This is a genomic window from Streptomyces sp. NBC_00539, from assembly GCF_036346105.1.
Lineage (GTDB): Bacteria > Actinomycetota > Actinomycetes > Streptomycetales > Streptomycetaceae > Streptomyces.
On the sequence record NZ_CP107811.1, the window covers coordinates 6,781,456 to 6,804,535 of the forward strand.

General features: G+C 69.6%; 21 protein-coding genes and 2 pseudogenes. 13 read left to right on the top strand and 10 right to left on the bottom strand.

Going from position 1 to position 23,080, the window contains the following annotated elements; genetic code table 11:
- Positions 1–285 precede the first annotated feature (285 nt).
- Positions 286–909, bottom strand: coding sequence for an Hsp20/alpha crystallin family protein (locus OG861_RS30860; RefSeq protein WP_329191879.1), 624 nt, complete (start codon positions 907–909; stop codon positions 286–288).
- A gap of 132 nt (positions 910–1,041) precedes the next feature.
- Positions 1,042–1,458 carry a SpoIIE family protein phosphatase gene (locus OG861_RS34340; protein ID WP_443064467.1) on the bottom strand — a complete coding sequence of 139 codons (417 nt, stop codon included), beginning with the start codon at positions 1,456–1,458 and terminating at the stop codon, positions 1,042–1,044.
- 476 nt (positions 1,459–1,934) lie between these two features.
- Here OG861_RS34340 and OG861_RS30870 point away from each other — a divergent pair, with 476 nt between their 5' ends.
- Positions 1,935–3,170, top strand: a complete 1,236-nt coding sequence (locus OG861_RS30870; protein ID WP_329191875.1) for a serine hydrolase domain-containing protein — start codon at positions 1,935–1,937, stop codon at positions 3,168–3,170.
- 673 nt (positions 3,171–3,843) lie between these two features.
- On the opposite strand, the gene OG861_RS30875 is transcribed toward OG861_RS30870, so the two are convergent.
- Both OG861_RS30875 and OG861_RS30880 read right to left on the bottom strand, forming a co-directional pair.
- Positions 3,844–4,086 carry a hypothetical protein gene (locus tag OG861_RS30875; RefSeq protein ID WP_329191873.1) on the bottom strand — a complete coding sequence of 81 codons (243 nt, stop codon included), beginning with the start codon at positions 4,084–4,086 and terminating at the stop codon, positions 3,844–3,846.
- Between the two features lie 182 nt (positions 4,087–4,268).
- A complete protein-coding gene (locus tag OG861_RS30880) occupies positions 4,269–5,057 on the bottom strand; it encodes a PLAT/LH2 domain-containing protein (RefSeq protein WP_329191871.1) in 789 nt (262 codons plus the stop codon).
- Between the two features lie 497 nt (positions 5,058–5,554).
- On the opposite strand from OG861_RS30880, the gene OG861_RS30885 reads away from it, so the two are divergent.
- Together OG861_RS30885 and OG861_RS30890 are read left to right on the top strand one after the other, a co-directional pair.
- Positions 5,555–7,081 (top strand): serine/threonine-protein kinase, encoded by a 1,527-nt coding sequence (locus tag OG861_RS30885; protein WP_329191869.1) that lies wholly within the window; start codon positions 5,555–5,557, stop codon positions 7,079–7,081.
- 551 nt (positions 7,082–7,632) lie between these two features.
- Entirely contained in the window at positions 7,633–8,064 is a 432-nt protein-coding gene (locus tag OG861_RS30890) for a VOC family protein (protein WP_329191868.1), read from the top strand.
- Between the two features lie 15 nt (positions 8,065–8,079).
- On the opposite strand, the pseudogene OG861_RS30895 reads toward OG861_RS30890, so the two are convergent.
- Both OG861_RS30895 and OG861_RS30900 read right to left on the bottom strand, forming a co-directional pair.
- Positions 8,080–8,562 (bottom strand): annotated as a pseudogene (locus OG861_RS30895) (transposase); the annotation flags it as partial.
- 42 nt (positions 8,563–8,604) lie between these two features.
- The gene (locus OG861_RS30900; RefSeq protein WP_329191867.1) at positions 8,605–9,453 is read right to left on the bottom strand and encodes a LysR family transcriptional regulator; all 849 of its coding nucleotides are present in this window, start codon (positions 9,451–9,453) and stop codon (positions 8,605–8,607) included.
- 96 nt (positions 9,454–9,549) lie between these two features.
- On the opposite strand from OG861_RS30900, the gene OG861_RS30905 reads away from it, so the two are divergent.
- Positions 9,550–10,281, top strand: coding sequence for an SDR family oxidoreductase (locus OG861_RS30905; protein WP_330261926.1), 732 nt, complete (start codon positions 9,550–9,552; stop codon positions 10,279–10,281).
- 198 nt (positions 10,282–10,479) lie between these two features.
- On the opposite strand, the gene OG861_RS30910 is transcribed toward OG861_RS30905, so the two are convergent.
- Complete coding sequence (locus OG861_RS30910; protein WP_329191864.1) at positions 10,480–11,277, bottom strand: maleylpyruvate isomerase family mycothiol-dependent enzyme; 798 nt, start codon at positions 11,275–11,277, stop codon at positions 10,480–10,482.
- A gap of 79 nt (positions 11,278–11,356) precedes the next feature.
- Between OG861_RS30910 and OG861_RS34345 the strand changes: the two are divergent.
- Positions 11,357–11,662: pseudogene (locus OG861_RS34345) on the top strand (hypothetical protein); the annotation flags it as partial.
- Positions 11,663–11,756: 94 nt separating this feature from the next.
- Positions 11,757–12,497 (top strand): class I SAM-dependent methyltransferase, encoded by a 741-nt coding sequence (locus OG861_RS30920; protein WP_329191862.1) that lies wholly within the window; start codon positions 11,757–11,759, stop codon positions 12,495–12,497.
- A 371-nt stretch (positions 12,498–12,868) separates the two neighbouring features.
- Here OG861_RS30920 and OG861_RS30925 read toward each other — a convergent pair whose 3' ends face one another.
- A complete protein-coding gene (locus OG861_RS30925; RefSeq protein ID WP_329191860.1) occupies positions 12,869–13,174 on the bottom strand; it encodes a chaplin in 306 nt (101 codons plus the stop codon).
- A 401-nt stretch (positions 13,175–13,575) separates the two neighbouring features.
- Positions 13,576–16,131, bottom strand: coding sequence for an ABC transporter substrate-binding protein (locus OG861_RS30930; RefSeq protein ID WP_329191858.1), 2,556 nt, complete (start codon positions 16,129–16,131; stop codon positions 13,576–13,578).
- Between the two features lie 889 nt (positions 16,132–17,020).
- Between OG861_RS30930 and OG861_RS30935 the strand changes: the two genes are divergently transcribed.
- The gene (locus OG861_RS30935) at positions 17,021–17,452 is read left to right on the top strand and encodes a CAP domain-containing protein (protein ID WP_329201938.1); all 432 of its coding nucleotides are present in this window, start codon (positions 17,021–17,023) and stop codon (positions 17,450–17,452) included.
- A 1,131-nt stretch (positions 17,453–18,583) separates the two neighbouring features.
- On the opposite strand, the gene OG861_RS30940 is transcribed toward OG861_RS30935, so the two are convergent.
- Positions 18,584–19,585 (bottom strand): pentapeptide repeat-containing protein, encoded by a 1,002-nt coding sequence (locus tag OG861_RS30940; RefSeq protein WP_329191856.1) that lies wholly within the window; start codon positions 19,583–19,585, stop codon positions 18,584–18,586.
- Positions 19,586–20,078: 493 nt separating this feature from the next.
- Here OG861_RS30940 and OG861_RS30945 point away from each other — a divergent pair, with 493 nt between their 5' ends.
- From OG861_RS30945 to OG861_RS30970, 6 genes are all read left to right on the top strand, one after another.
- Positions 20,079–20,537: a MarR family winged helix-turn-helix transcriptional regulator gene (locus OG861_RS30945; protein WP_329191855.1), complete on the top strand. Its 459-nt coding sequence runs from the start codon at positions 20,079–20,081 to the stop codon at positions 20,535–20,537.
- Between the two features lie 11 nt (positions 20,538–20,548).
- Positions 20,549–20,968 carry a hypothetical protein gene (locus OG861_RS30950; protein WP_329191854.1) on the top strand — a complete coding sequence of 140 codons (420 nt, stop codon included), beginning with the start codon at positions 20,549–20,551 and terminating at the stop codon, positions 20,966–20,968.
- The gene (locus OG861_RS30955) at positions 20,965–21,717 is read left to right on the top strand and encodes a DNA alkylation repair protein (RefSeq protein WP_330261927.1); all 753 of its coding nucleotides are present in this window, start codon (positions 20,965–20,967) and stop codon (positions 21,715–21,717) included. Before OG861_RS30950 ends, OG861_RS30955 begins: the two co-directional genes overlap by 4 nt.
- A gap of 249 nt (positions 21,718–21,966) precedes the next feature.
- Positions 21,967–22,302: a hypothetical protein gene (locus OG861_RS30960; protein WP_329191852.1), complete on the top strand. Its 336-nt coding sequence runs from the start codon at positions 21,967–21,969 to the stop codon at positions 22,300–22,302.
- Complete coding sequence (locus OG861_RS30965) at positions 22,299–22,745, top strand: MerR family transcriptional regulator (protein WP_329191850.1); 447 nt, start codon at positions 22,299–22,301, stop codon at positions 22,743–22,745. The genes OG861_RS30960 and OG861_RS30965 overlap by 4 nt, the downstream gene beginning before the upstream one ends.
- Positions 22,726–23,040 (top strand): hypothetical protein, encoded by a 315-nt coding sequence (locus tag OG861_RS30970; RefSeq protein ID WP_329191848.1) that lies wholly within the window; start codon positions 22,726–22,728, stop codon positions 23,038–23,040. The genes OG861_RS30965 and OG861_RS30970 overlap by 20 nt, the downstream gene beginning before the upstream one ends.
- Positions 23,041–23,080: the final 40 nt, after the last annotated feature.

Sequence of the window (23,080 nt, forward strand, 5' to 3'; positions counted from 1 at the left end):
CCTGCCGTCCCGCCCCACTGGGGGTAGATGGCCTGTGGACGGGTGGTGTGGTGGCAGCGGTTGGTGTGCCTCTGCACCGCGTAGCCGCCGACCTGCTGCAATACCTCCCGCTGGCCCGCAGGGGAGAGACCGGAACCAGGCAACCCCGTCGTCCCAGGTGCGGAGCTCCTGGGCGAACCCGGCCCTCGGCCGGTCCGGAGGTGGACTGACCAGCAGGATTCATCGGGCCTGAGACGGATCGGGCCGACCAAGTTCTCGTTATTCCTGCTACGGGGGCAGGTGCATTCATGCCGCTCCGGTGGGGCCAGTGCGGCCCGACGTGTCATCGCTGCTCCGCGGGCCGGCGGCCGGGGTCGGGGCGGTGGTGCCGGGCTCGAAGGTGTTGCGTGCTTCGGCCGTGGTGGGTCCGCCCTCGCCCGTGAGCTTGCTTGGGGCCTGTCCTTCGAGGGTGCGGTGTCCTTTTCCGATTTCGATCTTGCGGCGTTGCGGTTGTGCCGTCTTGGGGACGGTCAGGGTCAGGACACCGTTGTCGAGCTCGGCGTCGCAGTGCTCGACGTCGGCCGCGGCGGGCAGGCTGGTGCGGTACATGAAGCTGCCGTGCCTACGGGTGAGGACCTTGCCCTGGTGTTCTTCGGACAGTTCGCCGCTGATCACCAGTTCGTCGCCTTCCATCTCGATGTCGATGTTCTCAGGCGGGTACCCAGGCAGCTCGAGCTTGAGCGTGTAGGAGTTCTCGTTCTCCTCTTCCTCGGCCATGGGCAGCCAGGTGCCGCTGCCTGTGGCGGGGGCGGCGGCCTGTTCCAGGTACCGGCCCATCTGGTCCCACATCTTCTCGAAGTCCGCAAGCGGGTCCAGTCCGCTGATCAGTGCGCCGGGGCTGGTTCCGCGGCGTCGGATCGGTAGTGCCATGACACTCGCCTCCCGTCGCGATCCCGGGCGGCGGGAGCGCCTCCCGGTACAGGGCGGCTAACCCGGCCATCAGCGGTTAAACCACAGGGGGCTCGCTTAAAGCTTGCGACGTCTGGGCGCGAGGTGACGGGCTCAGGGAGCGGGGGCAGCGGCGAGGAGGGTGGTGGCGTGCTGGGTGAGGGGTCCGTCGTATGGGTGTGGCGAGGCGGCGCAGGGCCTCCGGGGCGGCGTCGCCCGCGGCGATGGCACGGACGAGGGTGCCGACGAGGCGTCCTCGCCGAACAGCTCGCCGTGGGTGGACCAGGCTTCGGCGACGCCGCCGGTGTGGATGAGGATCCGGTCGCCGGGCTCCAGCCGGCAGCGGTGGATCGAGGTGGGTGAGCCCGGGGTGTGGGAGCTCATGCCCAGGGGGCGTTGCGAGGAGGTCCGACTGTGAGCCGGCCGAAGGAGACCTGGGCACCGGGGACGTCGGCCGGTTCGTGTGGCGCGGCGACGTCCCGCAGACACAGGCGGCGCCGGGGGGGGGGAGTACCACCGGGGCCGGTCCACGCCGTCGATGCTGCCGCGCCCCGGGTTCTCGCGTACCCGGATCCGCCGAAAGCGGGACCGGAGTGACGGGGGACGTCACGACCCCAGGTGCTTCTACGCCCCTGATCTCTGCGTGGACGCAAGGCGGAGGCGTCTCTCCAGCGGCCAGGCTCGCGCTGCTCGGCCCGCACGCTGGGCGGCGCCCGCGTCGTGCCGATCTGGCCTCTTGTTCCCGACAACGGGGACCTCCTCGAGTTGCCCCGGAGTGCTGTGACCGGAGTGCTCCGGGTCGCCGTCCGAAAGCCTCAGTGTTCGGCGGGCCGGGCACCCTGGGGCAGCCGGCCACCACGGCCCGCGCTGAGGCGTCCGGCTGCGCCTGATGCGGCCCGGCCGCCCCTGCGGCCCCGGTCGCCGCCCTGGATCCGGCTTCCTACCATGGGAAGGTCGGCTCGGGGCTTCGGATTCCGCTCGGGGACGTGCATCAGGGGTGATCCTGTATGGGCCGGTACCGCACGCCCACCGTCGTGGCCGCCGCCTCCCTCTTGCTGACCGCGCTGTGTGCGGGCCAGGCCCCCGCCGCCGCGCCGCCGGGCCGGGTCGGCATCGACGACGTGATCGCCGAAGAACTCGACGACGCCATCACCGCGGCCATGCGCGAGGCCGGCATCCCCGGCGTGGGCGTCGGCCTGTGGGTCGACGGCAAAGACGCCTACGTACGCGCCTTCGGCACCTCCGACAAGACCACCGGCACCCCCATCAAGACCGATATGTACACCCGTATCGGCAGCGTCACCAAGACCTTCACCATCACCGGCGTCCTCCAACTCGTCGACCAGGGGAAGGTACGGCTCGACGCGCCGATCTCGACGTACCTCCAGGGCGTGCCCGGCGGCGACCGCATCACCGTCCGGCAGCTCGCCGACATGCGCAGCGGCCTCTACAACTACACCGAGGACCCCCGCTGGCTGGCCACCTTCAAGGCCGCCCCGTACCGCGCTTGGAGCCCGCAGCAGCTGCTGGACATCGCCTTCCGGCACCCGGCGAAGTTCCCGCCCGGGGCACGCTGGGAGTATTCCAACACCAACACCGTCCTGCTCGGTCTGCTCGTCGAGAAGATCAGCGGACAGCCCCTGCACACCTACCTGCAGCAGCACGTCTTCGCACCGGCCGGCATGGACGCGACCTCGCTGCCGACCGGCACCGAGATCACCAGCCCGTACGTGCACGGCTACACGAACTTCACCCCGGACGGCACGACCGTCGACGCCTCCGGCTGGAACCCGTCCTGGGGCTGGGCGGCCGGCGCGATGATCTCCACCATCGACGACCTGCACACCTGGGTTCCGACCATGGTCAGCGGGCAGCTGCCGGACGGCCACCGGCTGCTGCAACCGGCCGTCCAGGCCCAACGGCTGCACATGCTGCCCACCGGGCACCCCGGGCTGGGCTACGGGCTCGGCATCGCCGACTTCGCCGGCTGGATCGGCCACAACGGCGAGCTGCCCGGCTACGAGACCATCGCCGTCCGCCTCCCGCAGGACCGCGCCACCATGGTCATCGTCGTGAACTCCGACGTCGACGGGAAGTTCGGCAACCTGAGTTCTCTCATCGCCAACAGGATCACCAAGATCGTGTCACCGAAGCACATCTGGTCGCTTCCGACAGAGGCCGAGCCCAATACGCTCCCGGAGCCGTCCACGTCATCCGCACCGCCCGCGTCGCCGAAGCCGTAGGACCGTCCGTTGACCTTCGGGCCGTAGCGCCGTTCGCCATGGCCTTTGCCCATGGCCTTCGGCCCTGTTGCACCGACCCGCGGATTCCTGGGCTCGGGGATCGGTCAGCAACGCGTCCGACGCGATCATGACAACAGCCCGCGCGGCCGGCCGTCGGCTCGGGTTTTCGGGCTGACCTTGCGGGCGCGGCCTGGGAGCTGGAGCGCTCCGGCGACCGGTGACGGCTGCCGCTTCGGGTACCGTCCGCCGGGCCGCGTGCCCGGTCCGCGCCCCGCTGGTCCGGGAGGGCGAGCGTGAGGGCGAGAAGGCCCGGCAATGCTGTGTCCGCCGGTGGAGCCGATGCTCGGGCAGGCTGCCGAGGCGCTACCGGGCCCCGGCCGCCCTGCATGCAGGTCTGGCCTATGAGCGTCACCGGCACCCTTACCCGCCCTGACCTGCTGGTCCGGGGACGCCACGACGCGGCGGGCCGGTGGAGCGCGGTCGGCCGGGCGGTGCCGCTGCGCCCGGGGGGCGGCCCGCCTGGTCGGCGACGGGGCGCGGCCCGGCTGCGCCGGCGCCGACCCCACCACCTGTCCACCACCGGACGGTCGCGGTCACCCCTGGGAGAGCGTCACGTTCCTTTGCGTCGGGGATGAGGCATGCCCGTGGCGTCCGGCGGCTTCCAGGTTGTCGGTCAGCTGGGACAGGTTCCGTTGCCCCGCTTGATGGTGCCGGTGTCGTTCTTGCCCGAGTCGGCCCGGTAGTTGAGCATGGTGGCGGTGCGGCCGCCGATGCCGCCGGTGGTGGTGACGGTGTCCGTGCAAGCGGCTTCGATGACGTGCGCGTTGGCGTTGCCGCCGGTGGCGCCCTTGCCGTTGTCGCGGCCGTATCGGCCAAGGCGGCCGCCGTCGCCGCCCGCGCCACCGGTGACCTTCACGGTGTTGTCTTCACCGGTGCTGAGGATGCTGCCGGTGTTTCCGGCACCGCCGGTGCCACCGTTGCCTCCGTACCCCCTCCACTGGGCGTAATCGCTCTCGTACTTGTCATTCCTCTCCTCGGAATCGCCCCCCTGGCCGCCGTGCCCGCCCGCGCCACCGGTGACGGTGATCTTGTCCCTGCCTACGCCGCCGTTGATGGTTCCGGTGTTGCCGGTGGCTCCGGCACCGCCGTTGCCACCCCGCAGTCCGCCCTCGGCACCACGGTCCTCGCCCTTGGCCCCGCTGCCACCGCGGCCTCCGGATACGGTGATGGTGTCGTTGCCCGGGCCGCCGTTGATGGTTCCCGCGTTGCCGGCCTTCCCGTCCGTGCCCGATTCGCCGAAAGCCTTGCCGTCCATGCCGTGCCGACCGGTGACGCGATCCGGTCGTCTCCGCCCAGACCGTTGACCGTGGTGTCGCCCTTGACGCCCTTCGGACAGTCGATGACGTCATTGCCGCTGGTGCCCTCGATCATGGTCCCGGTGACCAGGCGCCCGTTCACCGTGCAGGCGGTGCGCCACGGCTGGGCCCTGAAGCCGACGGAGCCGACGCCTGTCTGGACCCAGGGGTGGGCGGGCTCGGACTTGGTCTCGTAGAGGGTGCCTCCGGGGCCGGTCGCCTCGATCCAGTCGACGTGCCAGTCATCGGGGCCACCGCCGGCGAGCCGCATTTCCACGGTTGTCAGGCTGGTGCAGTTCTCGGCGATGTTGTCGACGGTGTACTCGTCCGTGGCTCCACGCTCGAAGTCGTCGTAACCGGTCTTGTCCAGCGTCCGCCAGTCGCTGGAGATACCGGAATTGGGCTGGCACCAAAACCTGACCTGCACCTCACGGTCCGTGCCGGCGTTCCCGTCGTTGAGGGTGGCGATGGTCAGGTGAGCAGTCTTGTAGTTGGGCGCGGCTGCCACGGGCATGGCGCCGGCGAGCACCATGGCCCCGGCGAGAATTCCCAAGCCAAGCGATCGTGTGTTCTTGACGTTCAGGCACCTTCTGTTGAGCGGGTTGCCCTGGGGGCCAGGGCGGAACAGGGAGGGGAGTGATCAGGGCGGTCGGCGCGGATCTCGCGCGACGACGCCCGACCAAGTCGGGCCAGATGCCGATCACGGGTGACGTGATATCAGTTCAAGTCGGCAACACAACGGCTCGGCCCATCAAGATCACCCAGCAGAGTGGTCACATTCACCGAAGAAACGGTCAGGCTGTACACCGACTCGAAATCAGCGCAAGGCCGCGTACGGAGTGGCTTGAACGGCCAAAGGCCGGCGCCCGGACTCCCAGCCACGCCCTTCGATTGATGGCCGGCTCTGTCGGGACGCTCGACCCACGGCGCTCGTCCCGGCAGCCGACGGCCCTGACGAGTCGGTGGCGGCCCGCACGCTATGTGTGTTCTGAGTTCTGCGAGCAGGTGTGTTGGGTTAGGTTCCGGGGTGTGACTGACGATCGTGGACGACTGCTGGCCGGCCGGTACCAGTTGACGGAACTACTGGGCCAAGGCGGCATGGGGACCGTCTGGCGGGCCCACGACGAGCAACTCGACCGGGAGGTGGCCCTCAAGGAGCTCCGCCTCCCCGAGGACCTCGATGCCCCACGGCGCAAGGCATGGATCGACCGCCTCGACCGCGAGGCGCGCGCGGCCGCCCGACTGAAACACCCGGGGGTCATCACCGTCCACGACCGGATATCCAGCGACGACGGCCGCCCGTGGATCGTGATGGAACTCGTCCACGGCCGCTCGCTGGACGACCTGATCAAGAAGGACGGCCCGCTTCCGTCGGCCCACGTGGCCAGGATCGGTCGACAGATGCTGGACGCGCTGCGCGCCGTGCACGCCACGGGCGTCACCCATCGGGACATCAAGCCCGCCAACGTGCTGCTCGAAGGGGAGCGGGTGGTGCTTACCGACTTCGGGATCGCCGCCGTCGAGGGCGAGCCCGGTCTGACCCGGTCAGGGGCCCTCATGGGGACCCCGGCCTACATGTCCCCCGAGCAGGTGCGTGGTTTCCCGGCGACCGCCGAATCCGACTTGTGGTCCCTGGGCGCGACGCTGTTCACCGCCGTGGAGGGACATCCGCCATTCAGCGGCTCCGGTTCCTGGGCCGTCTTCGTCGCCGTCGCCACCGAGGAACCTGCCACTGCCGTCCGCGCCGGGGGACTCCTGCCGGTGCTGATGGGCCTGCTCCGAAAGGACCCGGCGCAGCGCCTCACCGCCGTGGAGGCGTACGACCTGCTCGCGGAAGCGGCGGGTGAAGCGGAGTCCTCCCGGCCGGACCCCGCGCCGACATCCGCGTCCACGCTGCGGCTGGGTGCGGCGCCGGGCGCAGGCACCGGAGCGGGACGGCCGACCCCACCGCTGCCCGGCCCCGCCCGTCCTTCTCGGCGGTCGCGGTATGCGTGGGGCGGCCTTGTGGCAGTCGTTGCGACCGTCTTGCTCGCGATGCCCTGGTGGTTACCCGGGTCCGGATCCCGCGACGATGACGCCGGCCGCACCCGCGCGACCCAGACCACGGCGCCCACGCACCGCTCCCCGTCCCCATCCCCGTCTGCCTCCCCTGCCGCACCCACCACGGCCACCCCGTCCAGCTCCCCCTCCAGTCCCAGACCCAGCCTCGCATCCAAGCCCGCACACCCCCCCCTCGACCGCGGAGCCGTCGAGCGCGTCTTCGCGCTCTACATGAACGGCCTGGCCGACCACGACATGACCTCCCTCCGCCGAGGCACCTGTCCCCGGCTGCGCGCAGGGCTGCTCGGATTCGCCCTCAACGGCTACTTCGTGGACCGTTGGGAACTCCAGCCCTACGAAATCCCCCCGAACATGGACCAGCTCAGCGTCGAAGCGAAGATCACCCGGCGGGACCCCGAGACCGGGAAACTCGCAGGCGACGTCCTCAACCAATGGATCATCGAGCGGGATGCAGACCAGCAGTACTACGTATGCGGCTGGCTCAACGAGGAGTGACCCGGCCGCGCCACATGCGCCGGTCCGCGAATGGCGACAGCTCCGCCCGCTAGCGACGTGCTCCTTGCGAATGGCGGAAGTTGCGGGCTTGTCCCTGCGCGGCGACGCGTGCCGCCTCAGGCTGCAGGCCGCGGGCGTCATGGCCACGTGCTCGGAGCGAGGGCCTGCTCTTCTCGATATGTGTGGGTGTACAGGCGCCCGGAAAGGGCGATCAATCGGCGCCGCAGCACGGCCGAACCGGAGGCGGGCGGGGCCTCGACGAGACTTGTCGCGAGCCGATGCCGGTCTCACGGACGAGTGAGCCGGGACGCGGGTACGTTGAACCTGGCCAGGCATGTTGGAATTACCAAGGGCTGTCCCGTCACTGATCTTTGGCACGAGAGTGGTCGGCTGAGATCGGATCCTGGGTCCCACCCTTTTGGGAGAGGCGCCGACCTCGGTTCACCCCTGTGACCGCACGACACAGCAGCGGATGGCAGGGGCCGTTCTCCCGGCAACGTGTGGATCCACGCGCCCGGGGAGACGAGCAGGGCCCCTGTTATCGTGCGCCGATGTCAATGATCAAGCAGTTCCAAGTGACCTTCGACTGCGCGAAACCTGCGCGCCTCGCCGCCTTCTGGTGCGAGGTGCTGGGGTACGTCGTACCGACAGTCCCGGAGGGCTTTGCCACGTGGGAGGAGTACCACCACTCGCTGCCGCCTGAGGATGAGATCTACTTCGCGTGCACTGATCCCTCGGGTGTGGGCCCGCGCGTGCTCTTCCAGCGAGTTCCGGAAGGCAAGGTCGTCAAGAACCGCGTGCATCTCGATGTGCGGGTCGGCACCGGCCTCGTGGGTGACGAGCGCCTGGCCACACTCGAGGCCGAATGCGCACGGCTGATGGCGCTCGGCGGGAAACATGTGCTGACGCAGCGCGCCGATGGCGTCAACGAGTCGTGCATCACGATGCAGGACATCGAGGGCAACGAGTTCTGCCTCGCCTGATTCTCCTCCGAGACTGCGAGGGCGGCGGTGGGGCATGAGGAGGCCGGTGCCCGGATAGCCGACGTCGGTCATCGTGAGGGTCCTGCCCACGGCGGCCTTCGCGCCAGACTCCTCCCATGCCCGGCAGTCGTTGCTTTTGCCGTTCAAAGGCTCACGACAACAACGACCAGGCGGGTATCCGCGTCAATGACGACCTGGTGGTTGGTGGAGTACCGGTAGTTCTTCGACTGTTCAGCGATGCTGTGGTCCTGGGTAGGCACCAGGGTGCCGTCGACTACCAGCACGGTGTCCTTGGCGAACCGGCGTCGAAGCTGGAATGCGATGAGCGGGCCGAGCTGGTCGATGATGCGGGCGGCTGCCGACTTCGAGATGCCGAATGGCGGGGCGAGTTGGCGCCCTCGCGGCAAAGCGCGGTCACCAGCTTGCCGAAGACGCGCGGGCTCAGCCCGGTAAACGGGCTGCTCAGGACGGTTCCGACGCCGTGATCACACCTGACACGATCAAGAGCATTGCAGAGCGAGATCACTTACGGGACAACCCTTAGAGGCTTGTCGCAACCCGGACAAGGTCGGCGACGGCTCTGGACCGACTCTGCGGCGGCCAGGCGATCACGGTGGTGACTGTCGGCGCATCCAGCACGGGCACGGCGGCGAGGTCACCGTGCAGCTGGGCTCGGCACGACTCCGGTGAGACCGCGCAAGCACGGCCGAGCGCGACGAGCTGCATCAACTGGGCGTGGTCGCGGACCTGCGGGCCCGGGCCGGGCGGGTAGGTGCCGTCGGGCTCGGGCCAGCGTGGCAGGGGCAGGCCCGGCAGCCCGGTGATGTCGGCCATGTGTACATGGGCCCGGGCGGTGAGCGGATGCCCGGCCGGCAGGACCACGACCTGGCCTTGTGTGCTGAGCTCCTCGGTGTGGAACTCGTCCGTCGAGTCGAACGGCCGGTGCAGCAGCGCCACGTCGGCCCGGCCCTCTCGCAGGAGCCGTGCCTGCTCGGCCGGGCCGCACAGGATGACTTCGACGGGGACCGCGCCGGGTTCGGTGGCGTAGGCGTCGAGCAGTTTCGCCAGCAGTTCGCTGGACGCGCTGGCTTTCGTGACCAGGACCAGGCCGGGACGGCCGGTCGTGGAAAGGGCGGCGCGGCGGGTCCGGCGTTCGGCGGCGTCGACCGCGTCGAGGGCCGCCCGGCCCTCGACCAACAGCACCGAGCCCGCCTCGGTCAAGGCGATGGTGCGGCTGGTCCGATCCAACAGCGCCGCCCCGAGCCGCCGTTCGAGCTGCTGGATCGCCCGTGACAAGGGCGGCTGCGCGATCCCGAGCCGCTGCGCGGCGCGCCCGAAGTGCAGTTCTTCAGCGACGGCGACGAAGTATCGCAGTTCCCGGGTCTCCATGCCGGCCACGCTATCCCGGATCAATACCCTGACGGTATCGCTGACCACCCGATCGGTCTTGGACCCCCGCCGGGGCCCGAGGGCAGCATGGTCCCCATGAGTGAACGAACGATCGCGCTGGTCACCGGCGCGAACAAGGGAATCGGCTATGAGATCGCCCTGGGCCTGGGCGCCCTCGGCTGGCGCGTCGGCGTCGGCGCCCGCGACGACGAGCGCCGTGAAGCCGCGGTGGAGAAGCTGAGAGCGTGCGGCGTCGAGGCGTTCGGCGTACCGCTGGACGTGACCGACGACGCGAGCGTGAGCGCCGCCGCACGGCTGATCGAGGAGCAGGCCGGCCGCCTCGACGTGCTCGTCAACAACGCTGCCATCACAGGCGGCATGCCACAGGAGCCCACCAAGGTCGATCCCGCCACCATCCGGACGGTCGTGGAGACCAACGTGATCGGCGTCATCCGCGTCACCAACGCGATGTTGCCGCTGCTGCGCCGCTCCGCCTCACCGCGGATCGTGAACATGTCCAGCAGCGTCGGCTCCCTCACCCGGCAGTCAGGAACCGCCGCCGAGCAGACGACGGGTCCGATCGCCGCAGCGTACCCGCCGTCGAAGACCTTCCTGAACGCCGTCACCCTCCAATACGTCCGGGAGTTGAGCGACACGAACATCCTGATCAACGCCGGTTGCCCCGGTTACGTCGCGACCGACCTCAACGGCTTCAGCGGCGTGCGCACCCCCGCACAGGGCGCGGAGATCGCCATCAAACTCGCGACACTGCCCGACGACGGCCCGACCGGCAAGTTCTTCGAAGACGCCGGAGTAGTGCCCTGGTGAGGTGCGCGGCGGTCATCACCTGCCGGGTAGACGGAGTTCACCGCGTGTTGTCGAGCTTGGGGCTCTGACCAGGTAGATGGTCGGCTGGTGACGCCCCGAGGCCGCCTCACGGGTTTGAGCCCGGTGCCGCGACTGACGAACCTGGCGAACAGTCGTGTCCGTCCGGCTCGAGGCGCGGCCAACCGCCCCCACTACGTCCTACTCCTCCGGCTCCCAGGCGCGGAGCAGGTCGAACAGCCCTGCGTCTCCGTCAACTTGCAAGGAGCCGGCCGGGATCCGGTCGTACAAGTAGAGGACCAACTCACTGGCCGTGCCATGGATGGAGGCACCGGCTGCGTCCGAGCCCTCACCGGTCGCGGCAGTGGGCGCGGGGATGCGGGTGGAGCGTGCGCCGTCGCCGTCGACCGTGAGGCGCCAGGAGCGGCCCTCAGCGGTGTGGAAGTCGAAGGTCGTGGGCTTGTGCGGCCAGGCGCTGGGCGTCGCGACGCAGGTGAACAGGAACTCTTCCACACCGTCGAGTGCCACCTCGGCCGGTAGCGGCTGTGGGGCGCCACCGGTGAGCTGGGCGTCGTACGTGTGCACCGCGGTCTCCTGTGCCCGGTGCCGGGCGACTCCGCCGGAGGCCCGCGGCGTCTGCAGGGCACTCCACCACGCCCAGCAGCCGGCGTCCGGGCCCGCCCCGCGCAGGGCGCTCAGCAGAAGCTGCGTCGACGCGGCCAGCCAGGCCAGCAGGGCCTCGCGCTCCCGCGGCACTTCCAGAGCGGCGCGCGCAGCGATGGCCTCGGCCGGGGGAGCGTCGGCAGGCCCCGCGCCGACGATGGCGGCCCAGAAACGGTCTCCTCCACCCAGGTGCTTCACCAGATCGAACAGCGTCCACTCGGGGCAGGTCGGCACCTGTGCGTCGAGACTGGGCGCGGCGGCAACCGCGGTGCGGAAGGCGGTCGACCGTTCATCGATCAGTCGCAGCAGCTCAGGGAACTCAAGATTCTTCTCCACGCCGGATGTCTATCACCGTGCTCCGGTGATCGGACAGTGGTTTTCACAGTCGCCGCAGGTTGGCCAGTGCGGACATCGTCTGGCAGATGGCACTGCCGCTGGCTGGCGCTTTCCTGAGGGGGCTGCCCGACAAGTGATCAGCGAAGAAAAAAGTGCCTCTGACCAGTGGCAACGAGGATTGCCAAGGTTGCCCAGGTACGTGAATCCAGGTGTCGAGTCCGCCATATCCCCAGCCCTGGATCCGTGGCGCAAACCGCGGGCCATCCACGAACCCGGCAAGATCCTCCTGAACGTCGCCCTGGCGGTCGCACTCGGCGGGGACTGCCTCGCGGACGTTGCGATGTTGCGGTGGCAGCCGGCCGCCTTCTGCCCGGTCGCCTCCGATACATGGGCCGAGCCAGGGCCGGACCGAGGCGAAGGCCGGCCAGTGTGCCCTCATCGTGTTGACCGCCCCCGGCAGGCAGTGCTGGAGTCGGCATGTGGAAAGCATCCCCGCCAACCGGCGGCTCTGGAACCGGATCAGCAGCGCCTACCAGCACGAGCACGACCCGCAGATCGGTGCCACGCCCCGGTTGTGGGGCATGTACTCCATCCCCGACGCGCACCTGCACGCCCTGGGCGAGGTCACCGGCAAGCGCGTCCTCGAAGTCGGCTGCGGCGCCGGCCAGTGGTCCAGAGTGCTCGCCGCCGAGGGCGCCACCGTGGTCGGGCTCGACCTGTCCGAAGCCCAACTCGCCGCAGCGGTCCGCGCCATGGGAGCGGCCCGCTACCCGCTGGTGCAGGGCGCCGCCGAACAACTCCCCTTCGCCGCGGACAGCTTCGACCTGGTGTTCTGCGACTTCGGTGGGCTCAGCTGGGCGCCCCCGCACCTGGCCGTCCCGGAGGCCGCACGCGTCTTGAGACGAGGCGGGCGCCTGGTGTTCAACGTCGCCAGCCCATGGTTCGAAGCTTGCTACGACGAAGCCGCCGGCCGCGTGACCACGACGCTGCAGCAGGACTACTTCGGGCTGAACACCATCGCCGAGGACGACGGCGCGACCAGCTATCAGCTCACCTACGGCGGCTGGGTCAAGGTCCTGCGCGGCGCGGGTCTCCTCATCGATGACCTCATCGAGCCGCGGCCCGGACTCGGAACACCCAACGGCTACAACGAAACCGACCCACCCGACTGGGCGCACCGCTGGCCGGCGGAACTGCTCTGGGTGACCCACAAACCGTAAGTTCCGTGCCGAGTCGTGTGGCGTGTGCGCATTGCCTCATGCGGGTGCGGGTGCGGGTGCCGGCACAGGCGGGGCGTTGGGGGAGTGACGGGTCTGTGATGCGCACCCCGGGCCGGTACTCCGGACGCGCGGGGGTGGGAGCGTGGGCTGGGGCCCGGGGAAGCTGCTCTTCTACACTTCCAGCACCTGACTAACCGCCTCACCGCGCGCACCCATCGCCCGGGGCCCGTCACCGTGTCGGGTGGCGGTCCGGCCTCCCCGGGACGCGGGGGAGGCCGGACCGCTCAGGGGGTGTGCAGTGCGGCTGGTTCAGAGGATTGAGTGCTCTGTCGGCTCACTGCGGCTGCCGACGGATCAGCAGCCGGTGGTGCTCAGTACTCGCCGTGCCCTTCGCCCTTGTGGTGCTGGGCCATGTGGTGGTCTTCCTTGTCACGGCCGCCGTCGTTGATGCAGACGTTGCCGAAGGCCGGGTTGAGGACGCCGACGACGTTGATCGTGTTGCCGCAGAGGTTGATCGGGATGTGGATGGGTACCTGGACGACGTTGCCGGACAGGACGCCGGGGGAGCCGATGGCAGCGCCTTCGGCGGTGGCGTCCGCGGCCGCCAGACCGGCGCCGCCGGCGAGGAGGGCGGCGGCTGAGGCGGCGACCGCTACGGCCTTTGCGATACGAGACATCAAGATCTCCTTGAGAAGTGGACTTGCCGCAGGGAGTACGGCACGTGCGCCCCTCAAACAGCACGGGCAGGTCAGGGGTTACGTACATTGGGCCGGACCAGTGACCTTGAGGCGGCCGTCTCTCCGGTCCTGTCGGCAGGGCGGGTCGCTGTGGGGCCTGGAGCTGGGGTGCGGGCGCAGGACCGGCTGCTCATCCCGGGACGGACCCCCAACCGGATCACCGCCACGTGACGGTGCAGGCCACGCCGCGCGGCCTGGGGTGCGGCCACCTGCTTCTCGTCGGAGTTCTCGCCCTGGCCGGGCAGGAGGGACTTCCTTGCCCCCCGAGCAGTCCCGCCGCATCGGCGTCCGTGCGGCCGCCGGCTTGCCACGGCGGCCACCGGACTCGGGGCACCAGGTCCCTAGGCGGAGGGGCAGGGGCGGGTCTTGCCGGGGCGGCCCCAGGTGGCAGGGTTGTTGAGCGTCGGTGGCTGGTCGGGCAGAAGGCCGCACGCCATCCATGTCGTCACGCTCTTGTCCGTGTGTGACTCCAGGACGTAGACGGCTTTGTTCGGCGGATACTTGTGGCGGCTGTCAAGTGACAGGAGGCCCGAGGCGCCCGAGAAGTTCTGGACGCCCGGGTTCGACAGGCGCGCGTACACGTCCGTCGGCTGGAACGGCGCGCTGCTGTTCTGCGGTGTCTTGTACTGCGCGTAGACCGAGTTGATCACTTCGGAGGCCACCCGGAGGGCGTCGTAGGCCCCTGCCGCATTCCCTTCCGGCACCGAGCCGTCCTTGAAGACGCTCCGGAAGCGGACCGTGAATTCGGAGTACGGGCTGTCGGGGCTCTCCATGCCTGTGGAGTTGTTGAGCATCACGTAGAAGGGCCTCAGCAAGGAGTGCTTCTGGAGCATGTCCTCCGGCTCCTGCATGTATTTCGCGGCTGTGCTCTCGGAGAAGACGGCAACCGGCTTCCCGTCCGCCTTCCGGCAGTCCGCGCTTGCCTGCAGGGCGTCGAAGAGCTTCGGCATCTCGCCCGAGCGGCCCGCGTACAGGATGTATCCACCGGAGGCCCGGATCTCGGCGCAGACGTCCCGCGCCACTTCCGAGACGATCTGTCCGTTGCGGTTCTCGTAGTAGGGGACGGTGACCACCTTGCCGCCCTTGTAGTGATCCGTGAACTTGCGCTGGAGGTCGGAGCTGAAGAACTCGTCGTCGGGGTCGTAGACCATCACCGCCGTCCTGCCGCCGTCCTTGCTCGTCGTGAGCTCACCGATCTGCTCGGAGTACGCAGCGAACTCGGCCATCACCTCGGCTATGCGGTCGTTCGAGGGGGACACCTGGAAGTAGTAGGAGGGGGCACGCTCGTCCACCATCCGGCTGCCCGTGACGGAATTGCCGATCACGGGAATGCTCGCGGCCGAGATCTCCCCGACCGCGGCGAACGAGGACGGGCGGCTCTGGGTGATGCCCACCACGGCAGCGATCTTGTCCCGGTCCTTTCGCTCGATGATCTCCCTCGCGACATCGGGTTCCTGGCCGTTCCGGGATCCGTAGGCGAAGTACTTTCCCGCGTTGGCGATCAGCAGACGTATCTGGACGATATCGCCCTCGCGGCTGTTGACCTGGTTCTGGGCGGCAAGCGAGCCGCGCAGGCTCTGGATGCTGACCGGGGTGGAGTCGCCGGGCTCGGCGGTGAGCGGGGCGAAGAACACCACTGTCCGGTACGGGCGCCCGCTGGTGACGGCGTCGTGGTTCTGCTGTGCCGCGACCGCTTCCAGGGAGAGCAGTTCGTCGTCCCGGCCGGGGATGCCCAGGTGGCATTCGCGTCCGTCGGTGACCCCGACGATCTCTCCCGAACTCACCTTGCGGCACGACGGTGACGGTCCGGTATCGCGCTCGACGAAGTACAGGCCTCCGGCGACGAGGACGCACACCAGCACCGGGGCCGCCAGGGCCCGCACGTAGTCGCCCCGGCCGCTCGCCCGTACGCTGACCTTCGGGTTGGTCTCCACCCACTGGTCGGCCGGACCGTCGTCGTCGCTCGCGGACAGCGGGACGACGTACACGGCCGAGGCGGAGCCCCGGGTGTACAGGCTGTGGACCCGGTCGGCGAGAGCGGTCACGCTACGGGAGTCGGCCGGTACGGTCTGGGCGTATGACGGCGGCTCACCTTGCAGCGCGCCGAGGACCATCAGGGGCGCGGGCGGCTCGGTGCGGACGATGTCCGCGTAGGTGTCGAGCAGCTGACGGACGAGAGTGCCCTCCTCGCCGACCTCGGGAAGCAGCAGGACGAAGGGCCAGCGCCGGCGGGGCCGGTGGATCCAGAGCCGGGACGGCGCGGCCGCCCTGGACAGATCATTGAGCAGGGCCATGAGCAGCATCCGCTGGACCAGGGCGTGGTTGCTCCGGGAGGTGCCGGAGGGGGTGATGGTCAGTGCCATCCGGAGGAAGTTCGCGCCCTTGGGACGCCGCGAGCCGACCCAGCGCAGACTGCGGCGTCTGCTGAGCCACAGGCCGTAGGCGCGACGGGGCAGCCCGACGACCAGGAGCTGGAAGAGGGAGAGCCAGATGTTGACCAGGAAGTTGTCCCCGGTGGCCCCGGCCAGTCGCGCCAGTGTGCCCAGGAAGGGGCGCCGGAGCAGGAGCTGAAGGTACAGAGCGTCGCGCAGCCGGCGTCGTTTGGCTCCCATGGACCCGGCGCCGACCGGCACATCCAGGGCGGCACGGCAGGTGTGGAACCGGGGCAGCCGCAGTTCACCGGCGCCCGGGGGCATGGTGTCTTCCAACTGCTCGACGATGGCGTCGAGCAGGGCGACGTGCTGATCGGTCACGCTGCCGGGGACGGCGTCGCGCGGGGCGGCGTCAGCGTCCTCGATCAGGGCGTGCGGGACCAGGTCGACCGAACGGCCGAGATCCTCCTCGCACAGACGGTCCCGGTAGCCCAGAATGACGGTGCGGCCGGTGGATGCCTGCATGGTCCCCGGCGGGGCTGCATCCCGTTTCAGCAGCATCACGGGTAACCGGCGGCTCGCGCCACGGTTCCCGGCGAACGTATCGAACTGCTCGATGAGGTATTCGATCCCCTGGGGAAGCGGCCGTTGCACGCTGCTCCTCTGCATGTCAGGACGCCAGGCGGCGAAGCCGGCCGTCCTCCGGATACACCACCGCAGGGCAGAGCTCGGCCAGGTGCCATCACACCCAGGCGGTCGCGACCGACCACCTGCCCCCCAACGGCAGTGAGTTCCGCCACACTAGCGGGACGCACTGCCGCGCCGCTGGGGAACGGCCTGCTCGCCGATGCGGTCCTTCAGACGCCCCTGGTTCCGGCCGAGTACGGTCAGGGGTTGCTCTGGACGCCGACGTGTGCCGTGTGACGGCACGCCGTACGCCGACCGTGCGTACTGGTCGATGGGGGCAGGGCGACCGGCTGGGAGGCGACGCGATCGTCCGCGCAGCTCTCGGTGACCGGTGACCGGTGGCCGGTGCGCCGCTCACCGGTCCGTCGGACGGCCGGATACCGCCGTAGGCAGCACCTCCGGTCACCGCGGTCAGGACCGATGAGCCGGTGGCGTACAAGCCATACCGGAACCGAAGGGCGGTTCCTTTCCCGGCAGCGGCCGCATCGGCTCCGATGGCGACCGGGTGGTCCGGGTGGCAGCCTGGAAATGACGTCGAAGCGAAAGCGACTGGTCGCCTCACCCAAGCGCTCGAAACCACTGTTCGTTGTCGCGGGAGGTGTACCTCGTGAAATGCACTGTTTCGCCGACCCGAAGGCTCATCGGTCCGGCCGTTGCCGCCATCCTGGCGGCGACGCTGGTCCCCGCAGCCGCGTCCCCGGACGCAGTTGCCCAGCCCGGGGATGTTGTGGCCTTGATCAACGCTCAGCGTACGCAACGCGGTCTGCCGGCGCTCACCGTCAACTCCGCCCTGAACACCGCGGCCCGACAGCACGCCACTGCGGCCGTGCAGCTGAAGTGGTGGGGGCCGGGCAAGGACTCGCACACCAACCCACAGACGGGCTCTACACCGCAGAGCCGCATCATGGGGGCCGGCTACTGCCCGAACCCCCGGTCATGGCAGGTCGCTGAAATCACGTACACCGGCTGGGGCGCCTCGGGCACGCCGAGCGCCGCCGTCAACTGGTGGATGAACAGTCCGGGACACCGCGCGAACATCCTCAGCGGGACGCTGCGCGAAATCGGCAGCGCGGCGTTGGCCGGCTCCGCGGACCGGGCCGGAGCCGGCGCGAGCGGCGCCGCGACCTACGTGGTGACGTTCGGGCGGTGCCAGCAGTGACGTGCTAGGTGGATCGAGGGCGGCGTGCCCGGCGGGCTCCACGCGGCGGTGCGCAGGCGGTCCTGCGCGCCGTCGCCGCCACCCACCCAGACCTCGAAGAGATCGCCTCCGCCCCTATCCACCGACGCGCCACCTCCCCCCGCCCCCGCCCGACCTGTGTGTTCCACGCAGGCCTCCGAAATTGCAATCGGGGAGGCAAAGATGCACCCCTCGCGTTATTTCCCCGCCGTCGGACTCCTCCTATGTGCTGCCCTCGCATTTCCGTCTGCCTCGGCAGCGGGCACCACCGTGCCTGCCGTGGAGAGGGCGGTACCGCACCCGAGCCCCCAGGTCCTTGCACAGGGTCCCCCTTGGTCGGGATGCGGCTACATGGAGTTGAACCAGCCCTATTGGCGAGGCCACTGTGATGCTTACCTGGAGGGTGAGCGACAGGGAAAAAGAGCCGCTTGGAGCTGTTCCCGCTGGGGCCCTCCGGAGTTCTTCCCGCAAACCGCTGTCTACGAAGTGGGCTACGCCAGGGGCTACAGATTGGCTTACAGGTACTACTACACGGTGTACCTCAATAAGAAAGCATGCGAGCTGCGGTCCGGACAAAATCCTCGTGGGCCCATCACCCGCTGACAGCACCGCCCCACCACACTCAGGCTGTCTCGCGATGCTGTGCGAGGAGGCGATCCGTGCAGTCAGACGCTCGGACGGCCCGGTGGTCGAGGCGAACTGGGTCTGAACCACGGCGTCCCCGAGGCTTGCAAGTGCCGTACGCCATGACCCTTGTGGAGCTGACCGGCGTAGGTGCTTGGTGGCCGGCCTTCGAGCGATGGGTCTTGACGGAACCTCACTGGGCTGAAGGGAGGGCGATGATTCGTGGCGATCACCGATTCGACATCGCGGGCGTGCTCACCGCTCATCTTGAGCGCTACCCGTGAAGGCCGAACAACTGGTCGAGCCGCTGCGACTCCTGTCCGAAGACACGCGGTGGGGGGCCTACTGGGCCGGCGCGCCGGCAGGGCGCGGTGGTGTCGAACGCCTCGTGCAGCGAGGGGAAGCCGAACCGCGCATAGGCAGACCGGTCGCGATGGCGAGGAGGTCCTGGATGGGGCGTCCGAGCCGGTCCTGCGATGCAGGTTGGCTCTACCGGAGGGGCGGCGGGAGGCCGCGTGCTCCCTTGAGCTGGGCGCCGCTGAGCTTCGTGCCCTTCAGGATGGCGCCGGTGAGGTTCGCATCGGTGAGGTTGGCCTTCGACAAGTCGGCATTGGTGAGGTCCGCCCGGGACAGATCAGTGCCCGCCAGGTCCACTCCTGAGAGGTTCGCATCGCTGAGGTGCACGTCCCGAAGAGTGGCACACGTGGGCACGACCTCCGGCTCCTTGGTACTTCCGACGGGAGCCAGAAACATTTCCGCGCAGATCGTCGCCTTCCTGAGGTCCGCCCCTACAAAGGAGGCGCGGGTCAGGTCTGCACCCGCAAAGCTTGCCCCCGCCAAGTCCGGGCACTTGATGCCCCAGCCGCAGAGGTCGGCGTCGGTGAGATCGGCCCCGTCGAAGGCCGTGTTCCGCAGCTGTGCCTCCTCGAAGACGACCCTGGTGAGGGTCGCCATCGAAAGGTCTGCCCGGCTGAGGTTCGCCTTCTCCAGGCTGGCGTCGGAGAGATCTGCGCCCCCGAGTTGGGCATCGCTGAGGTCTGCCCCCGTGAAAATCGTTCCTCGCAGGTGGATGACCCGCCCTTCGTACGGATGCGCAGGCTTCCAGCCCCGTAGATCGGTGCGGCTCAGGTCCAGTTCCAGCCCCTTGTCGCTTTCCGGGCGGCGGCGCACCAGTACGTTCATTGCCGCGCTGATGTCGGCCGTCGGCGCGCCAGTGGGGACCGGGGCGTGTCGGCGAACGTACGCGGACAGCACCGACACAACGGTCGCCTGGTCGCGAGGAGAGTCGTTCATGATGCGTTCCAGGGCGTAGATCCCGCCCAGCCGGACGTCAATCGAGCCCGATCCCAGATTGCCGATGGCCGCGGTGAAGCGGTTGGTGATCTGACCCTCCTCGGCGATCCGCACTTCCTTGCCGGTCTGGTTCACCTGGAGCCAGGTGAACAGCAGCGCTGCCACGGCTGCCAGCCCGGGCAGGCTCAGGAGCAGCAAGGAGAGACGGGAGACCCGACCGCTGTCGGATCCGTCGCCCGCGGCACTACGACGCCGGTTGCGCAGGCGGCGTCGTGCGGCATGCCGGGAAGCGTTCCGGCGGAGGCGGGCGAGGGGGGACGTCCCGGTCATCTGATCATTGGCACACGCCGGGGTGGAACAGTTCGGCCGCCACACCGCGCTGCCCCCGATCGAGTCGCCCTCCGCTGGGTGGTCTCGTTCGTCCTTGCGGTCTCCCCTGGGTCCGGCGGTCGTCGACGGTCACCAGGGAAGCGGTGTGAGGGAACGTGACCTCCGGGGGGCGTCGGCGAGCGCAAGGCGGCCGCCCTTGAGCTGGGGCACGTACTTCCTGCTTGGAGCAGCCGAGCCGGTCGGGGAACGCGACGAGAGGGTGTGTCTCCAAATCGGTCGATAGATGGCAGACGCGCAGGTGCACAGACGCGAGCGGCAATCGTTGTCTTGACAACAGTTGCCGCGTCATTCATGCTGAAGCGTGACCACTTCCGCCAGCGGCTTGCGCGACCACCTCGGCTATTGGCTCCGCCGACTCTCCGACGAAGTCCACGGCCGGTTCGAACGAGAACTCGTCGAGCACGGCGTGACCGTCTCCCAGTGGGCGGTCCTGATCACCGTGTACCGGGGCGACGCCGCCACCACCAGGGAGGTGGCCCGGTACGTGGACATCGATCCCGGCGCGGTCTCCCGCCTGGTCGACCGTCTGGTGGCCAAGGGGCTCATGACCCGCGAACCGGACCCCACCTCCCGCCGCACCCTGCGGCTGGCACTCACCGACGCCGGCCGCGACCTGGCCCCCCGGCTCGCGGAGATCGCAGACCGCAACGACGCCCACTTCTTCGCCGGCCTGGAACCGGTTCAGCGCCGCCAGCTGGAGGAGTGGATCCGCCGCCTCGTCGGCGAAGCCCACCCCGAGCCCCCCACACCGGCCCAGTGAAAGGCACCCTCGTGAGCACCACCCCCACCACAGCACGCGCGGTCACCAAGACCGTCAGCATCGAGCGCCCCGTCGCCGACGTCTTCGCCTTCCTCGCCGACGCGTCCCACTGGCCTGCCTGGGCGGTCGTCAACGTCCAGGCGATCGAGCCAACCGCCGAGCCGGACTGGTGGCTGATGACCACCCCGCAGGGTCCCGCCCGGCTCCGCATCCGTGGCAACGCCGAGCTCGGGATCCTCGACCACGACTATGTCGACGACCAGGCGTCCTGGCAGGTCCCGGCCCGCGTCGTGCCCAACGGCGCCGGGGCCGAATTCATGATCACGTTCTTCCAGCCGCCGACCCTCACCGATACCGTCTTCGACGAGCAGGTCACCCTCGTCGACACCGAGCTCGCCACCCTCAAGCGCATCCTGGAAACCGGCGCGTGAGCCTGTCCCACGCCCGACTCGCCGAGGCGGCCGACCAGCTCATCGAGCAGCTGGCCCGCCTCGGCACCTCACAGCGCGCTGCCTGGGACCGCGACTACCTCCACAGCGACCTCGTCCACCTCGGCGTCCCCATCCCGGATCTGCGCCGCGCCGTCAACGCCACCCGCCGCCGCCTGCCACCGCTCGCCCGACCGGACGCCCTGGCTCTGGCCGATCTGCTGTGGACCAGCAACATCTACGAGCACCGCCAGGCAGCCGTCCACCTCCTCACCCACCACGCAGCCCTCCTCACCCCGGCTGACCTCGTGACGGTGGAAGCGATGCTGCGAACCGCCCACACCTGGGCCCTGGTGGACACCCTTGCCGTCCACGGGGCCGGCGTGATCGCCCTCCAGCACGAGGAAGCGGCCGGGCTCGCCCTCGACCGCTGGGCCGTCGACGCAGACTTCTGGCTCCGCCGCTCAGCCCTCCTCGCCCTGATTCCCGGCATCCGCGCCGGGGAGCCCGACCTGAAGCGACTGGGCCGCTACGCGGACGCCATGCTGGAAGAGCCCGAATTCTTCATTCGAAAGGCCATCGGCTGGGTGCTGCGCGAGACCAGCCGCCGCGACAGTCACTTCGTGACCGCATGGGTGGAACCCCGCGTCGACCACATCTCCGGCGTCACCTTGCGCGAAGCGGTCCGCCGCCTCGGCGACGCGGACCGGACCCGCCTGCTGGACGCCTACCGCCGCGTCGACGGCAACTGACTCCTCCCGCAACCCGGTTCAGCCCCGCTCGGGTGTCCCCGGGGTGTGCCGGTAGGCGGTGACAGCTCGGAGATATCCGGAGGCCGTACGCGACGTGATCGGGCAGGACGCCGATGCTGTCGCCGCGTGACGGTCTCCGTGGCGGCCGGCGCTGATCCGTCGGCGTGAAGGCTTGCAACCGATACCCAGGTACAGGTTTACCGTCGGAGGTGTCCCCGCCACCGGGGACTGATGACGGGAGTGAGCGCGATGAGTGATCTTTCGTGGGTGCCGCAGTCCTGCACCCTGCCCACCGAGGAGCGGCCCCTGCGGGTCGCCGAGTGGGACGCGCTGTTCGCCGAGCAGCTGACCTCGCTGTCGAGGCCCCAGCCGCTCCACCTTCGCCTTGACCTGGCGGGCGGAGAAGGCGTGGAGGACCGGGTCCGTGACCTGGTTGCACGCGAGAGCGGCTGCTGCTCCTTCTTCACGTTCACCACCACCCCCGGTCAGGACCTGATCCGGCTGGACATCTGCGTCGACCAGGTGCACGAGCCGGCGCTGGACTCACTCGCCGCCCGGGCCGCTGCCGCCGGGGAGTCACGGTGAGCGCGGGCCTGCGCAGCGGGCGGGTCGCCGAGGCGGCCGGAGTGAACATCCAGACGCTGCGCTACTACGAGCGGCGCGGCCTGCTGGCCGAGCCGGAACGCAGCAACGGCGGCCACCGCCTCTACGCCGAGGACGCGGTGACCACGCTGCGGGTGATCAAGGCCGCTCAGCGGCTCGGCTTCACCCTGGAGGAGGTCGCCGAGCTCCTGGAGACCGGCCGCCATCGCCACGGCCGCCCCGTGGCCGGGCTCCAGGACCGCGCCGCGGCCAAGCTCGCCGAGGTGGACGCGAAGATCGCCGACCTCACCACCATCCGCACGGCCCTGGCAGCCGCCGTCGAGGCGGGCTGCGACGACCTGACCGTGTGCGCGTCCAGCACGTGCTGCCCGATCCCCTTCCCCGACCTCGCCCAGGAGAACCGACATGCCGGCCCCTGCTGCTGACCACCGCCCCCAGCGCGCCCCGAAGGCCCTCGGGGGACTTGCCGCGCTGGCCTGTGTGGCGTGCTGCGCGCTGCCCGTCCTGATCACAGCCGGGGTCGTCGGTGCCGGGGCCGGGGCGGTGGTGGGCTGGCTACCCGCCCTCGCCGTCGTCCTGGCCGTACTCGCCGCCGGAACCTGGTGGTTCGGCCGGCGCCGCCGCTCCTGCTCCTGCCCGCCGAAGACCGCAAATGAGGGCGGGTGCAGCTGCCAGAGGCCGGCCGACCCGTTGAAGACCAGCGGCGCGGGCCGCCGGTAGGGTCAGCCGATACGACTGTCGCTCGTTCCCTCGTCTTCGT

Coding starts and splice junctions, on each gene's coding strand:
- OG861_RS30905 (WP_330261926.1), top strand. CDS start 9,550: ATGAGTGAACGAACGATCGCGCTGGTCACCGGCGCGAACAAGGGAATC.
- OG861_RS30925 (WP_329191860.1), bottom strand. CDS start 13,174: ATGTCTCGTATCGCAAAGGCCGTAGCGGTCGCCGCCTCAGCCGCCGCC.
- OG861_RS30930 (WP_329191858.1), bottom strand. CDS start 16,131: ATGCAGGCATCCACCGGCCGCACCGTCATTCTGGGCTACCGGGACCGT.
- OG861_RS30890 (WP_329191868.1), top strand. CDS start 7,633: ATGTCAATGATCAAGCAGTTCCAAGTGACCTTCGACTGCGCGAAACCT.
- OG861_RS30960 (WP_329191852.1), top strand. CDS start 21,967: ATGAGTGATCTTTCGTGGGTGCCGCAGTCCTGCACCCTGCCCACCGAG.
- OG861_RS30860 (WP_329191879.1), bottom strand. CDS start 909: ATGGCACTACCGATCCGACGCCGCGGAACCAGCCCCGGCGCACTGATC.
- OG861_RS30880 (WP_329191871.1), bottom strand. CDS start 5,057: ATGGTGCTCGCCGGCGCCATGCCCGTGGCAGCCGCGCCCAACTACAAG.
- OG861_RS30900 (WP_329191867.1), bottom strand. CDS start 9,453: ATGGAGACCCGGGAACTGCGATACTTCGTCGCCGTCGCTGAAGAACTG.
- OG861_RS30870 (WP_329191875.1), top strand. CDS start 1,935: ATGGGCCGGTACCGCACGCCCACCGTCGTGGCCGCCGCCTCCCTCTTG.
- OG861_RS30970 (WP_329191848.1), top strand. CDS start 22,726: ATGCCGGCCCCTGCTGCTGACCACCGCCCCCAGCGCGCCCCGAAGGCC.